Here is a 12981-nt window from a genome sequence, read left to right as displayed (position 1 = left end):
AGACTTTCAGGGTCAGCTTGAGATAGCGCAATTTTTAGTGGATCAGGGAAAAGTTGTCACCCTTGCAGCAGGCGAATCAATAACGAACCGTTATACATCGCGTCTTTCACCAGCGCCGCGCCGGCCATTGTGCCGCGGTTGGAGAACTGGGTACTTTCGACGCTGATGTTACGGCTATAGGCGGGCAGCGACTGCTGGCGAACCGCGTCAGCAATGGCCGGGAACAGAATATCCGAGGCCCGGTTGAGCGGCGAACCAATCAGGATTTTCTGCGGATTAAACAGATTCACCATAATAGCGAGAATGCGCCCGACATTCGTGCCGACGCCGAGAATGATATCGCGCGCCAGCAGATCGCCCGCCAGCGCCGCATCGCACAGCGACGCCACGCCGAGCGGCTGTCCGTGCAGCATCGAGCCCATCGACTGGTTCATGCGCTGCTGGGCAAGCTCCAGTACGCTGTCGATGCTGGCGATGGTTTCAAGGCAGCCATGATTGCCGCAGTAGCAACGCTTGCCGTAAGGATCGACCTGCGTATGGCCAATCTCCACCAGACTGCTGCTGCCCGCATGCAACAGGCGGCCATCGGTAATAACGCCCGCGCCGACATTATGGTCGATTACCACCTGAATTACGTCGCGCGCGCCGCGGGAGGCGCCGAACAGCCCTTCGGCCATCGTCCAGGCGCTGATGTCATGCTGAATGAACACCGGCACGCCGGTATGGGCTTCCAGCGCCGCGCCGAGCGGCATATCGGTGACATCGTAAAACGGCATCTGGCGCACCAGCCCGTGCTCGGTGTCGATAACGCCCGGCAGCGTAATGGCGATGGCGGTGAGTCGTTCCAGCTGGCGCTGGTGGCGAATAAAAAAGCGATCGATATGGTCGATGATACGATCGAGCAGCGGGCGGGCCTCTTTCAGCGGCAGGTCGAGCTGCTCTTCCACCACCAGTTTGCTGCTGAGATCGCGCAGCGCGAGGTTGATTTCGCCGCGGTTGATGCGTACCGACAGATAGTGCCAGGCGTCAGTTTCCACGGCGAGTCCCACCGCCGGACGCCCGCGGCTGCCTGGCTCCTGGATTTCCGTCTCCTGCACCAGATGCGCCTCGAGCATTTCGCGCACGATTTTCGTGATGCTGGCGGGAGCGAGCTGCGCCAGTCTGGAAAGATCGATACGTGATACCGGGCCAAGCTGATCAATCAGGCGATACACCGCGCCCGCATTGGTCTGTTTTATCTGATCGATATGGCCCGGTTGACTATCAGCAGCCACGTCTCACTCCCTTATTTTCGCGCTTCGAAATAAACATTCGGCTATGGTGAAGCACTTCGCCAGGGCGCGTCAAATTTTTACTTAGCCTTGTGATTTACCGCACATTTTATTGGGCTTCAGCACGGGTTTCGGGGGGCATGGGCGCGCCGGTCAGCAGCGAAATAAAACGTTGTGCCGCGGCGCTTTGCTCGCGGTGACGCGCCCAGACCAGCCACATTTCTGAAATCGCGTCCGGCTCGCGCAGTTTTATCCAGCGCATCTCGTCAAGCCGCACGCGCTGAAACGACGCCGGCAGAATCGACACGCCGAGCCCGGCCGCCACCAGGCCGATGATCGTCATCGCCTCGCCCACCTCCTGAGTGATGCGCGGCTGCACGCCGTAACGATGCAGCAGGCCGAGAATATCGTCATACAGGCCGGTGCCGACATGCGGATCGAAAAAGACGAACGGCTCGCCCGCCAGTTCGCTTAACGATACCGCCTCGCGCGCGGCGAGCGGGTGATCGCAGGGGATCAGCGCCAGCAGCGGCTCGCGCAGCACCAGTTGCCAGGCGAGCGTCTCCGGCAGCGGCGTGTTGCGCATCAACCCGACATCCAGCCGCCCTTCCGTCAGCGGCGCTATCTGAGCACGGGTGTTGATTTCCAGCGTCTGCAGATGCACGTCCGGGTAGCGGCGGCGAAACACCGACAGCGTATCGGAAATGGCGCGGATAAAGGGAGCCGACGACGTAAAGCCAATGCGCAGTTCGCCGGTTTCGCCGTTATGGAGCCGGGCGGCGCGCACCGCCGCGGCTTCCACCTCGCTTAAGATCTGGCGGCTGTCGGCGAGAAACTGCCTGCCTGCCGCCGTCAGGCTGACGCTGCGGTTGGTGCGGGCCAGCAGCCGCGCGCCGGTCTGCGCCTCCAGCGCCTGGATCTGCTGGCTCAGGGGCGGCTGGGAGATATTCAGCCGGGCGGCGGCGCGGCCAAAATGCAGCTCTTCCGCCACCGCGACAAAATAGCGAAGATGGCGCAGTTCGATATTCATATTTAATTCATATTATTTGAGATTATTAATATATTAGACAGATGATTCGCCGCTTTCTACTCTTGCGTGAGTGCCTTACCCGTCGGCCAACAATCGCGGGGATATTCATTAAGGATCTGCTGTGAGTCGTACCTCTTCCGTCAGCGCCGCGCCGGCGCAGGCCGCTGACGATGCTGTGATTGCCGCGCCGGCGACCTGTATCAAACGCGGCACGCCCGCTTTTATGCGCGTCACGCTCGCGCTCTTCTCAGCGGGCCTCGCGACTTTCGCCCTGCTCTATTGCGTGCAACCTATACTGCCCGTGCTGTCGCAGGAGTTCGGCGTGACGCCCGCCACCAGCAGCGTCTCGCTCTCAGTCGCGACCGGGATGCTGGCGGTCGGGCTGCTGTTCACCGGGCCGCTCTCTGACGCCATCGGGCGCAAAAACGTCATGGTGACCGCACTCCTGCTGGCGTCCATCTGCACCCTGCTCGCCACCATGATGCACAGCTGGCACGGCATTCTGCTGATGCGCGCGCTGATCGGGCTCTCTCTGAGCGGCGTGGCGGCGGTCGGGATGACCTATCTTTCCGAGGAGATCCACCCAAGCGTGGTGGCGTTCTCAATGGGGCTGTACATCAGCGGCAACTCCATCGGCGGCATGAGCGGTCGTCTGCTGAGCGGCGTTATCACTGATTTCTTCGGCTGGCGCGCGGCGATGGCGTTTATCGGCTGCTTCGCGCTCGCGGCGGCGCTGATGTTCTGGAAAATCCTCCCCGCCTCGCGCCATTTTCGCGCCTCCTCGCTGCGCCCGCGTACGCTGCTCATTAACTTTCGCCTGCACTGGCGCGACGCCGGTCTGCCGCTGCTGTTTGCCGAAGGCTTTCTGCTGATGGGCGCGTTCGTCACGCTCTTTAACTATATCGGCTACCGGCTGATGCTCTCGCCCTGGCACTTAAGCCAGGCGGCGGTGGGCCTGCTGTCGGTCGCCTATCTCACCGGCACCTGGAGTTCGCCGAAAGCGGGCGCGATGACCGCGCGCTTTGGCCGCGGCCCGGTGATGCTTGCCTTCACCGGCGTGATGCTCTGCGGGCTGCTGCTGACGCTGCTCTCCTCGCTGTGGCTGATTTTCGCAGGCATGCTGCTCTTCTCCGCCGGGTTTTTCGCCGCCCATTCGGTCGCCAGCAGCTGGATTGGTCCGCGGGCGCGGCGCGCCAAAGGCCAGGCCTCGTCGCTCTATCTCTTCAGCTATTATCTGGGCTCAAGCGTCGCAGGGACGCTCGGCGGGCTGTTCTGGCATCGCTTCGGCTGGAACGGCGTCGGCGGGTTTATCGCGCTTCTGCTGGTGCTGGCGCTGCTGGTGGGGAGCGGCCTGCATCGCCGGGTCCACTGATCTGCCTCAGGGTCTCGTGTTTCGTCAGGGTTAATGCTACCTTTTCAGCTTGCCGACAACGTCACGAGGCCTTATGGAAAACAAAAACTATCAACAGCTTAGCCGCACGTTCCTGCGACTGTCCCGCTTCTCTCATCTCTCGGCTATCGCCAGCTGGGATATGTTTTCGATGATGCCGCCAGGCGGCAGCCGCGCGCGTGGCGAAGCCCTGGCCGAACTGAGCGTGCTCCAGCATCAGATCCTCACCGATAAAAAAATGGCCGAGTGGCTGCGCGGCGCGGAGCAGGAAGACCTCAACGACCTTGAACAGGCCAATCTGCGCGAAATGCAGCGCCACTATCAGCAGGCGGCGCTGCTGCCCGAGGCGCTGGTGGAGGCCAAATCGCTTGCCGGTAGCCGCTGCGAGCACGCCTGGCGCAGCCAGCGTCCGGCCAATGACTGGGACGGCTTCGCGGAAAACCTCAAAGAAGTGGTGAAACTGAGCCGTGAAGAGGCAGCCATCCGCGCCGAAGCCAAAGGCTGCTCGCGCTACGACGCGCTGCTCGATATTTTCGAGCCGGATATGACCAGCGCGCGTCTCGATACGCTATTTGGCGATCTGCGCAGCTGGCTGCCGGATCTCCTCGCCCGCGCGGTGGAAAAACAGCAGCGCACCGCGCTTATCACGCCGCAGGGGCCGTTCCCGGTCGCGCAACAGCGCGAGCTGGGCCTTGAAGCGATGCGCCTGCTGGGATTCGATTTCGACGGCGGCAGGCTGGACGTCAGCGCGCACCCGTTCTGCGGCGGCGTGCCGGAAGATGTGCGCATCACCACACGCTATGACGAAAACGAACTTTTCAGCGCGCTGTTCGGCGTCATCCATGAAACCGGCCACGCCCGCTATGAGCAAAATCTGCCGCGCGAATGGCCGGGCCAGCCGGTGGCGCTGGCGCGCTCCACCGCCATCCACGAATCCCAGAGCCTGTTCTTCGAGATGCAGCTTGGGCGCAGCCGCCCGTTCCTGAAACTCCTGCTGCCGCAGGTGGTTGAGCCTTTCGGGATGCAGCCCGCGTTTGAGGAGGAGAACTATCTCGCCTGGAACCAGCGCGTGAAGCCAGGCTTTATTCGCGTCGATGCCGACGAGGTGAGCTACCCGGCCCACGTGGTGCTGCGCTATGAAATTGAACGCGCGCTGATTGATGGCGATATCGAAGTGGATGATATCCCGGCGCTATGGGATGAGAAAATGCAGCAGTGGCTTGGGATTTCCACCACCGGCAACTATCGCGACGGCTGTATGCAGGATATTCACTGGACCGACGGCGGTTTCGGCTATTTCCCGTCGTATACGCTCGGCGCGATGTATGCCGCGCAGCTGTTCCACGCCGCGCGCCAGGCGCTGCCGAACCTCGACGCCGCGATTGCGGCAGGCGATCTGCGCCCGCTGTTTGACTGGCTGCGCCAGTCGGTGTGGCAGCACGGCAGCCGTTTCAGCACGTCGCAGCTGCTTACCAACGCCACCGGCGAAGATCTCAACCCGCGCTACTTCCAGGACCACCTGACGGCGCGCTATTTGTAACCGCGCTCCTCAGCGCCGGGCCCTGCGCCCGGCGCTGTACATTCCGTTACACGCCGATACTAATCACCTACGGACGCCCGCCCCGCCGCGCCTTTATAGTCCTGCCACGCCCCGCCGTTTTTTTTCGCCGCTTTGGTCAGGCCTGCGCGCTCAGGCACGCGCGTTGCCGTTTGCGCCGGACGCGCGGGCTGCGATTTCCGGAGGCCCGACATGATCCGCCGTTATCAGTTTGAGATAATCCTGACGCTGCTGCTGTTGTGCGGCGCGCTGACGGCCTTTTTTTACTGGTAAACCACGCTAGCACGCTGATTTTATTCTCACTTTGCTCGCGTCACGTCTATAGTTACCTCACAGGGTTACTTTAATAATCATAATTGCCCCACCAGAGAGTGATATGCGCAAAACCGTTTTCTTGTTACTGGGATCGCTATTATTACCTGCTTTTAGTACACACGCCGACGAGGGGGATGACGCCTCTGACGCCGCCAGCGAGGTGCAAACCCTCTTTTTTGGCCATGATGACCGCACGCCCGTGCCGGACCCGGCCTCTTCCCCCTGGGACGCTATCGGCCAGCTCGAAACCGAGAGCGGCAACCTGTGCACCGCCACGCTCATCTCTCCCCATCTGGCGCTGACCGCTGGCCACTGCCTGCTCTCGCCGCCGGACGGCACGGCGGATCGCCCGGTGGCGCTGCGTTTTGTGTCGCAAAAGGGCAAGTGGCGCTATGAGATCCACAGCATTGAAGGGCGCGTCGCGCCGTCCCTCGGTCGCAAGCTGAAAGCCGACGGCGAAGGCTGGATAGTGCCTTCATCCGCCGCGCCTGAAGATTTCGGGTTGATTATCCTGCGCAATCCGCCGTCGGGCCTGACGCCGCTGCCGCTCTTTGAGGGCGACCGCGCGGCGCTGAACAGCGCGTTGAAGGCCACGAGCCGCCGCGTGACGCAATCAGGCTATCCGGAAGATCATCTCGACGCGCTCTACAGCCATCAGGATTGCCTGATAACGGGCTGGGCGCAGCGTTCCGTGCTGGCGCATCAGTGCGACACGCTGCCCGGCGACAGCGGCTCGCCGCTGATGCTGCGCACCGACAGCGGCTGGCAACTGATTGGCGTACAGAGCTCCGCGCCTGCCGCCAAAGACCGCTGGCGCGCCGATAACCGGGCGATTGCGGTCACCGGCTTTCGCGAGCGGCTTGAAGCCCTGGCGGACGAATAAAGAATAAAAAAGGGGCGCTCAGCGCCCCTCTTGTTTTTTGCTCGCGTTACGCCAGCTTGATAATCACCATTCCCACCAGCAGCAGCCCGAGGCCCACCCAGCCTTTGCGATTCAGGCGCTGGCCGAACATTATCCAGCCCGCCGCGACCGTGGCCGCAATCCCGAACCCGCCCCACAGCGCATACGCCACGGCGAGATCAATGCCCTTCACCGCCTGACCGAGCGCGCTAAAGGCGGCCAGCACCGCCAGCAGCGAGGCCACGCCATACACCGGGCGACGAAAGCCGTCGGAAAATTTCAGCCAGATATTGGCGATAATTTCGAGGCCAATTGCCAGCAGCAGCCAGAGGATATGCTGTAATTCAACCTGCGACATGGCGCACCTCCGGTTTACGGGGCTGCGTCTGGGTGCCGGTTTTAATCAGCAGGATCCCGGCAATCAATACCAGCAGACCCAGCCCTTTTTGCAGCGTCAGCGTTTCGTTAAACAGCAGGACGCTGAAGAGTGTAATTAAGACAATCCCAACGCCTTCCCACAGGGCATACGCCACACCGAGCGCAATACGCTTAATCGAAAAAGAAAGAAAAATATAAGAAAGGGAAATCATCACCAGCATTAAAATAAATCCGGCGTGGCCACCGCCCACACTTGCCCATTTTAATGACAGCGTTCCGGTAATTTCGGCGACAATCGCCAGGGCTAATAAAATCCAGTAAAACATGGTCTCTCTCCTGCCTGAAAAAATACACAGGCGTATCTGATGACGCGTAGCGACACGTCATAAAAAACGGCGTCTTAAAACGACGTGATAAAAAATGACAAAACCGTTCGGGCGCACAGGGGCGGCCCAGGCCGATAAAAAGAGAGAACCTGACTACAGCGCGTTGCGCCAGTGCTGTTCGCCGCAAGGAAAGACGGCAGAGGAAAGAGTGGAAAAAGCGTAAAACGATGAAATAAAGCGATTGAACTGGTTGTCCATAATCATTCAATTTATCCGCGGTCTTGCTTCTCGTCGTTGCGGATCAAAATTGTCCTCGGTAGTCAAACACGGCTGAATTAAACCATGCCGTTAGACTTTTCTCAACCCGTTTACACTACTTTACGGCACGGTTTATTTTTTATTGAACCAGAGAACAGTGGCTTATTTTCAGGGCACGATTATTTACGCATGGCCAGCGATTAAATAATCATTGGCGAACGTTTATTCAGCCAGTATGATAATTTTCTACATTATTTTAACAGGGAAGAAATATGACAACGCAACACGACCTGCAACAGAAATATCCCGGCGCGCGCGCCTGGAGTTTCGGCGATTCACCGCACATGGCGGACGAGCTGGGCGCACTGGTGGCAAGCGGCGCTAAGCGCGCGACCTGTAGCGATTATCACGCCTGGCGCCAGGACGCGGAGCCAACCCTGCCGGGGGATTACCATATTATCCTCAACGGCGCGGGCGAGCCGCTGTGCGTGATCCGCACCCACACGCTGCGGATGGTCGCGTTTTGCGACGTGACCGACACGCTGGCGGCGCTGGAAGGCGAAGGCGATTTAAGCCTCGCATACTGGCGCCATGAGCATGAAGCGTTTTTTACCCGCGCGGGTTGTTTCGCGAAAGACATGCTGCTGATGTTTGAAGAGTTTGCCCTGGTGGAGCGCTGCTGAACACGCCCTGGTTTATTCATGCGCTTCTGAAGACGTCAAGCTGTAGAGAATATGCCCCGCCATGACCGATGCCGACGGATTTATTCGCATACTGCCGCAGACTGCGCTTCAGCCCGCTTTCCGCGAGGTAGTGGATGGGTGATAAACGCCCTGGCGCGCCGTCCGGGAGATACGCTTTACAGCGTCTTACGGTAGCGTCGCGCGCGGTAACGCCGTTGTGGGCATATCCGACCTCGAACTCTGCCTCATCCTGACGCACACCGCCACCGAAGCGGAAAGCGCGCAGTTGGCCGCCATCAAACAGGAAATGGAGGCGGCGTTTCCGGTGGTGAGCAAAATCGATTTCGCTATCGGCAGCGTCGCCGGGGTGCTTGCGCCAGACAATCTTGATAGCTGGAGCTACTGGTTAAAGCATCACTGCCGCTGTCTTTATGGCGAGGATCTTTCACAGCGTTTCGCGCGTTTCAGGCCATCACGAACCATTGCGCAGGCTGTTAACGGCGATGTCGTTGCCGTGATAAACGCTGATATCGCGGCGCTTTCAGGACAGCCTGATGAAAAGGGCCGTATACCGTTCCAACGCGCGGCCGCCGGAAAACGTATTCGCGCGACGAATTTACTTCGCGCCGACGATGACACTGACTGGCCAGATACGCTGGAAGATTACCTGGCGCTGTTCGCCAAAAAGTACCCGTCAAAAGTCCACGAGTTAAACGACGTTTTACGTGAAAGCCGCACGCCTGGCGATGCGCCCGACAAGTTCATCGCGCGAACGCAGCGGTTTATGGCGTGGTTCCGCCAGCAACTGGCGGAACAGAAATCAGCGCCAGAAGCGGGGTTAGCGCGAGGCGTGAGGCCGCCCTTCTCTTGCGCGGTCCTGCCCCGTTACAGAACGGATCACCACACGCTCGCGCGCGGCAGCTCGCTGAAACGCGTGGTATAGCCGGGTGAGAGAAATTCACGCTTCATCGCCCAGGGTTTGACGATGCCCTGGCCTGCGAACCAGAGCTTGCCCTTGCCGGAGCGATTATATTCATCCAGCAAATGCATCAGCGGCGCGCTGTTGGCCTGCGGCAGATGCTCATCAAACAGATTCAGTTGCGCCACGCCCTGGCTGAAAAAATCCCCCAGCATGACGCCCGCCTTGATGTAGCGATAACCTTCGCGCCAGATGGCGTCCAGCGCGCTCACCGCCAGACGGACGATATCGCGGGTGTCGTTGGTGGGCGTCAGCGCCTGGCCGAGCGCCTGATTGCTGTAGCGCGCCTGCGGATCGTCATGCGGACTGGTGCGGATAAACACCGCCACCTGGCGGCAGAACTGATGCTCCTGACGCAGCTTTTCCGCCGCGCGCTCGGCCCAGGCGCAGACCGCCTGACGCATATCCTGATAGTCGGTCACGCGGTAGCCAAACGAGCGGCTGCAGACTATCTGCTGCTTCGGCGCGGTAAACTCATCCAGCCCCAGACACGGCTCGCCGCGCAGCTCGCGCACGGTGCGCTCCAGCACCACGTTGAAGTTTTTGCGGATAACCCACGCCGGGCTGTTCGCCAAATCAAACGCGGTGTTGATGCCCATTACGTTGAGCTTTTTGCTGAGCCGGCGGCCAACGCCCCACACTTCGTCCACGTCAAAATGCGCCAGCGCCCGGCGCAGCCGGGCCGGATCGGAGAGATCCACCACCGCGCCCGACTTCGGCCATTTTTTCGTGGCGAGATTGGCAAGCTTGGCGAGGGTTTTGGTGGGCGCGATGCCGACGCCCACCGGCAGATGGGTTTCGCGCCAGAGCCTGTCGCGGATCTCCTGTCCAAATTCCGTCAGCGCCATCACGTTGCTGACGCCGCGCAGATCGATAAACGCCTCATCGATCGAGTAGATCTCCACTTGCGGCGACATCTCTTCGAGAATATCCATCACGCGTTTGCTCATGTCGGCGTAAAAAGCGTAGTTGGAACTAAAGACCGCCACCCGGTGGCGCTCGAACAGCGCGCGCTGTTTGAAATAAGGCTCCGCCATCGTGATGCCGAGCGCTTTCGCCTGACGGCTGCGGGCAATGACGCAGCCGTCGTTATTGCTCAGCACCACGACAGGCTTATCCCTAAGATCCGGGCGAAACACCGTCTCGCAGGAGGCATAAAAGCTGTTGACGTCGACCAGCGCGTACATGTCAGCGCCTCTTTTTCAACACCCAGGTCACCACGCCGAAAATCACCAGTTCGCCGTCGCCTGCAAGCGTAATGGGCGGGAAATCCGGGTTCATTGGCACCAGCTGCGCCACCGGGCGCAGACGCAGGGTTTTTACCGTGAACTCCCCTTCCAGCGCCGCGACGACGATATCGCCCTCCTGCGGCTTCAGGGCGCTGTCGACCACCAGCAGATCGCCATCCTCAATGCCGGCGCCGTTCATCGACTCGCCAGACGCCCGGAGAAAATAGGTCGCGTTGGGATGCACAATACAGTGCGCATCCAGGCTCACGCGCTTTTCAATGTAATCCTGCGCGGGAGACGGAAAACCGCAGGCCACCTTCTCCAGAAACAGCGGCAGCCCTTCGGCATCAGGCTGTGGTAAGAGACGCATCATTAACATGGCGTGCTCCATCCGTTTATTATGTTATTGTTTACTGTGTTTATATACAGTAGTTTGAATTGCGGTATTCTGACAACCCTATTTTTAAGCGAAGCGGCGTAATTGCCTGGAGAACGGCCAGTTTTTGCGGGTTTCGTCAGCAAATGCGGGGATAACAGGCATAAAAAAGCCAGAGCGCATGCTCTGGCTTTTACGGATAGGCGAATCAGGCGCCCTTGCGTTTCGGCAGGGTTTTCAGCAGATCTTCCGGGCTGATGGAGGCTACCACGCTGCCGGGGTGCGGCATTTTCAGGATGTGGTTTTTGATTTTGCCGACCACGTGCATTTCACAGGGTTTGCAGTCAAAGCGCAGCGTCAGCACTTCGTCGCCGTGCACCAGCTGCATCGGCGTCGCCTTCCAGCTCTTGATGTTGCCCTTCGCCTGTTTCGGACAGAGGTTAAAGGCAAAGCGCAGGCAGTGTTTGGTGATCATCACCGGCACGTCGCCTTTTTCTTCGTGCGCTTCATAAGCGGCATCAATCAGCTGCACGCCATAGCGCTGATAAAATTCACGCGCTTTATGGTTATAGACGTTGGCGAGGAAGCTCAGGTGCGTTTCCGGATAGACCGGCGGCGGCACGGAAACCGGCTTGCGCACGCCGCGCTGGTAATTCGCCAGACGCGCGGCGTCCAGCGCCTCGACAGCCTCGCGGCGCAAGGCGTTGAGCTGGCCGTTCGGCACGAACAGCGCGCCCGGAAGCGTAATCTGCACGTCGCGGGCGAAATAGATAGTCTGCCCCAGTTTCGCCAGGCCCTCTTTCAGGCTGGTCAGCGCTTTATCCGGGTTATTGGCCTCGTCGAACTGCCCGTCCAGCGTATGCGTCACGCTGACGCCGTCTTCGCTGGTTAAGGTCAGAATTAGCTGTTCCTGCCAGCCGCCAAGCTCGATATCCACCGCCACGCGGCGCTCGCTGGAGGTTTTCAGCAGCGCCTGCTGCCAGTTGTGATCGAGATTGCGGTTAAGCGTGTGGCGCGGGCGCAGGGTTTTCAGCGCGGCGGGCATCTCGTTCGGGAAAACGCGATAGCGGTTTTCGCCGGTTTTTTCCGCCACGTTAACGCGAAAACCCACCACTTCGCGCTTGATCATGACGTTCAGCCCGTCGCCATTAGCGAGCGGCTCGGTGGTTTCGACATCCAGATGATCTTTCGCAACGCTCAGCACTTCGCCGACCGGCAGGCCGACAAACGTCGGCGTGTCGAACGCGCCGATATCAATCTTACGGGCATTCACGAAGTAATCGGTGCTGCCGCGATGGAAGGTTTTCTCGGTGGATGGCACGAAATAGTGCGCCGTGTTGCCGGCGGAAGACCGCGCAAGATCGCCGCGATCTTCGATAATCGCGTCAAGCATCTGACGGTAGTGCGCCGTGATATTTTTCACGTAGCTCATGTCTTTGTAGCGCCCTTCAATCTTGAAGGAGCGCACGCCCGCGTCGATAAGCGCCGCCAGGTTGGCGGTCTGATCGTTGTCTTTCATCGACAACAGGTGTTTTTCATAGGCCACCACGCGGCCCTGATCGTCTTTCAGGGTGTACGGCAGACGGCAGGCCTGCGAGCAGTCGCCGCGGTTGGCGCTGCGCCCCGTCTGGGCGTGGGAGATATAGCACTGGCCCGAATAGGCCACGCAGAGCGCGCCGTGAATAAAGAATTCGATAGTGGCGTCAGTGCTTTCGTGAATGGCGCGGATCTGGTTGAGGTTCAGTTCGCGCGCCAGCACGATTTGCGAGAAACCAGCATCGGAGAGGAACTTCGCTTTCTCGACGCTGCGGATGTCGCACTGAGTGCTGGCGTGCAGCTCAATGGGCGGAATATCCAGCTCCATGATCCCCATATCCTGCACGATCAGGGCGTCGACGCCCGCGTCGTAGAACTGGCCGATAAGCTTACGGGCCGGCTCCAGTTCGTCGTCATGCAGAATGGTGTTGAGCGTGACAAACACTTTCGCGCCGAAGCGATGGGCGAACGGCACCAGGTCTGCGATGTCCTGGAGGCTGTTGCTGGCGTTGTGACGGGCACCGAAGCCGGGGCCGCCGATATAGACTGCATCTGCGCCGTGCAGAATGGCTTCGCGGGCGATAGCGGTATCGCGGGCGGGGCTGAGCAGTTCAAGGTGATGCGATTGCAGGCGCATAATTCGTCGTTATCCGTTATTTGAAAGGCGGCTATTGTAGTCACATTCGGGGCGTACGGAAACTGTTTCACGGCGCTGGCGGCGGTTTGCCATTCTGCGGGAAAGTATTGCACA

14 protein-coding genes are annotated in these 12981 nt (G+C 59.9%); 6 read left to right on the top strand and 8 right to left on the bottom strand.

Features of this window, described 5'->3' with window-relative positions; all coding sequences use genetic code 11:
- Window positions 1–56 precede the first annotated feature (56 nt).
- Both mlc and AFK63_RS08415 read right to left on the bottom strand, forming a co-directional pair.
- Complete coding sequence (gene mlc, locus AFK63_RS08420; protein WP_038862867.1) at window positions 57–1274, bottom strand: sugar metabolism global transcriptional regulator Mlc; 1218 nt, start codon at window positions 1272–1274, stop codon at window positions 57–59.
- A gap of 106 nt (window positions 1275–1380) precedes the next feature.
- Window positions 1381–2301 carry a LysR family transcriptional regulator gene (locus AFK63_RS08415; RefSeq protein WP_038862865.1) on the bottom strand — a complete coding sequence of 307 codons (921 nt, stop codon included), beginning with the start codon at window positions 2299–2301 and terminating at the stop codon, window positions 1381–1383.
- Between the two features lie 121 nt (window positions 2302–2422).
- On the opposite strand from AFK63_RS08415, the gene AFK63_RS08410 reads away from it, so the two are divergent.
- The 4 genes from AFK63_RS08410 (at window position 2423) to AFK63_RS08400 (ending at window position 6447) form a co-directional block, all read left to right on the top strand.
- The gene (locus AFK63_RS08410) at window positions 2423–3673 is read left to right on the top strand and encodes an MFS transporter (RefSeq protein WP_038862864.1); all 1251 of its coding nucleotides are present in this window, start codon (window positions 2423–2425) and stop codon (window positions 3671–3673) included.
- A 73-nt stretch (window positions 3674–3746) separates the two neighbouring features.
- A complete protein-coding gene (locus AFK63_RS08405) occupies window positions 3747–5231 on the top strand; it encodes a carboxypeptidase M32 (RefSeq protein WP_038862863.1) in 1485 nt (494 codons plus the stop codon).
- 210 nt (window positions 5232–5441) lie between these two features.
- Window positions 5442–5522: a small membrane protein YdgU gene (gene ydgU / locus AFK63_RS21830; protein WP_455708993.1), complete on the top strand. Its 81-nt coding sequence runs from the start codon at window positions 5442–5444 to the stop codon at window positions 5520–5522.
- Window positions 5523–5625: 103 nt separating this feature from the next.
- On the top strand, window positions 5626–6447 hold the full coding sequence (locus AFK63_RS08400) for a trypsin-like serine peptidase (RefSeq protein WP_038862862.1): 822 nt from the start codon (window positions 5626–5628) through the stop codon (window positions 6445–6447).
- A 46-nt stretch (window positions 6448–6493) separates the two neighbouring features.
- On the opposite strand, the gene mdtI is transcribed toward AFK63_RS08400, so the two are convergent.
- From mdtI to AFK63_RS21825, 3 genes are all read right to left on the bottom strand, one after another.
- Window positions 6494–6823 (bottom strand): multidrug/spermidine efflux SMR transporter subunit MdtI, encoded by a 330-nt coding sequence (mdtI, locus tag AFK63_RS08395; RefSeq protein ID WP_038862861.1) that lies wholly within the window; start codon window positions 6821–6823, stop codon window positions 6494–6496.
- Window positions 6810–7169, bottom strand: coding sequence for a multidrug/spermidine efflux SMR transporter subunit MdtJ (mdtJ, locus tag AFK63_RS08390; protein WP_038862860.1), 360 nt, complete (start codon window positions 7167–7169; stop codon window positions 6810–6812). Before mdtJ ends, mdtI begins: the two co-directional genes overlap by 14 nt.
- A gap of 153 nt (window positions 7170–7322) precedes the next feature.
- A complete protein-coding gene (locus AFK63_RS21825) occupies window positions 7323–7427 on the bottom strand; it encodes a protein YdgV (protein ID WP_428830480.1) in 105 nt (34 codons plus the stop codon).
- Between the two features lie 272 nt (window positions 7428–7699).
- Here AFK63_RS21825 and AFK63_RS08385 point away from each other — a divergent pair, with 272 nt between their 5' ends.
- Together AFK63_RS08385 and AFK63_RS08380 are read left to right on the top strand one after the other, a co-directional pair.
- Window positions 7700–8110, top strand: coding sequence for an ASCH domain-containing protein (locus AFK63_RS08385; protein ID WP_038862858.1), 411 nt, complete (start codon window positions 7700–7702; stop codon window positions 8108–8110).
- A gap of 217 nt (window positions 8111–8327) precedes the next feature.
- Complete coding sequence (locus tag AFK63_RS08380; protein WP_050568142.1) at window positions 8328–9053, top strand: hypothetical protein; 726 nt, start codon at window positions 8328–8330, stop codon at window positions 9051–9053.
- Here AFK63_RS08380 and umuC read toward each other — a convergent pair.
- The 3 genes from umuC to AFK63_RS08365 all read right to left on the bottom strand — a co-directional run bounded on the left by umuC (window position 9008) and on the right by AFK63_RS08365 (window position 12867).
- Window positions 9008–10276: a translesion error-prone DNA polymerase V subunit UmuC gene (gene umuC, locus AFK63_RS08375; RefSeq protein WP_038862857.1), complete on the bottom strand. Its 1269-nt coding sequence runs from the start codon at window positions 10274–10276 to the stop codon at window positions 9008–9010. The genes AFK63_RS08380 and umuC overlap by 46 nt on opposite strands.
- Window position 10277: 1 nt before the next feature.
- Window positions 10278–10697: a translesion error-prone DNA polymerase V autoproteolytic subunit gene (umuD, locus tag AFK63_RS08370; protein ID WP_038862853.1), complete on the bottom strand. Its 420-nt coding sequence runs from the start codon at window positions 10695–10697 to the stop codon at window positions 10278–10280.
- Between the two features lie 205 nt (window positions 10698–10902).
- Window positions 10903–12867 (bottom strand): peptidase U32 family protein, encoded by a 1965-nt coding sequence (locus AFK63_RS08365; RefSeq protein WP_038862852.1) that lies wholly within the window; start codon window positions 12865–12867, stop codon window positions 10903–10905.
- Window positions 12868–12981 lie beyond the last annotated feature (114 nt).

The organism is Cronobacter muytjensii ATCC 51329, assembly GCF_001277195.1.
Taxonomy (GTDB): Bacteria; Pseudomonadota; Gammaproteobacteria; order Enterobacterales; family Enterobacteriaceae; genus Cronobacter; species Cronobacter muytjensii.
Note: the sequence above shows the minus strand (reverse complement) of the source record. Positions and strands in the feature narration are given on the sequence as shown.

Bases quoted from the DNA above. Each gene is read 5' to 3' on its own strand.
- AFK63_RS08415 (WP_038862865.1), bottom strand. From the start codon at position 2,301: ATGAATATCGAACTGCGCCATCTTCGCTATTTTGTCGCGGTGGCGGAA.
- AFK63_RS08405 (WP_038862863.1), top strand. From the start codon at position 3,747: ATGGAAAACAAAAACTATCAACAGCTTAGCCGCACGTTCCTGCGACTG.
- ydgU (WP_455708993.1), top strand. From the start codon at position 5,442: ATGATCCGCCGTTATCAGTTTGAGATAATCCTGACGCTGCTGCTGTTG.
- AFK63_RS08400 (WP_038862862.1), top strand. From the start codon at position 5,626: ATGCGCAAAACCGTTTTCTTGTTACTGGGATCGCTATTATTACCTGCT.
- mdtI (WP_038862861.1), bottom strand. From the start codon at position 6,823: ATGTCGCAGGTTGAATTACAGCATATCCTCTGGCTGCTGCTGGCAATT.
- mdtJ (WP_038862860.1), bottom strand. From the start codon at position 7,169: ATGTTTTACTGGATTTTATTAGCCCTGGCGATTGTCGCCGAAATTACC.
- AFK63_RS21825 (WP_428830480.1), bottom strand. From the start codon at position 7,427: ATGGACAACCAGTTCAATCGCTTTATTTCATCGTTTTACGCTTTTTCC.
- AFK63_RS08385 (WP_038862858.1), top strand. From the start codon at position 7,700: ATGACAACGCAACACGACCTGCAACAGAAATATCCCGGCGCGCGCGCC.
- umuC (WP_038862857.1), bottom strand. From the start codon at position 10,276: ATGTACGCGCTGGTCGACGTCAACAGCTTTTATGCCTCCTGCGAGACG.
- umuD (WP_038862853.1), bottom strand. From the start codon at position 10,697: ATGTTAATGATGCGTCTCTTACCACAGCCTGATGCCGAAGGGCTGCCG.
- AFK63_RS08365 (WP_038862852.1), bottom strand. From the start codon at position 12,867: ATGCGCCTGCAATCGCATCACCTTGAACTGCTCAGCCCCGCCCGCGAT.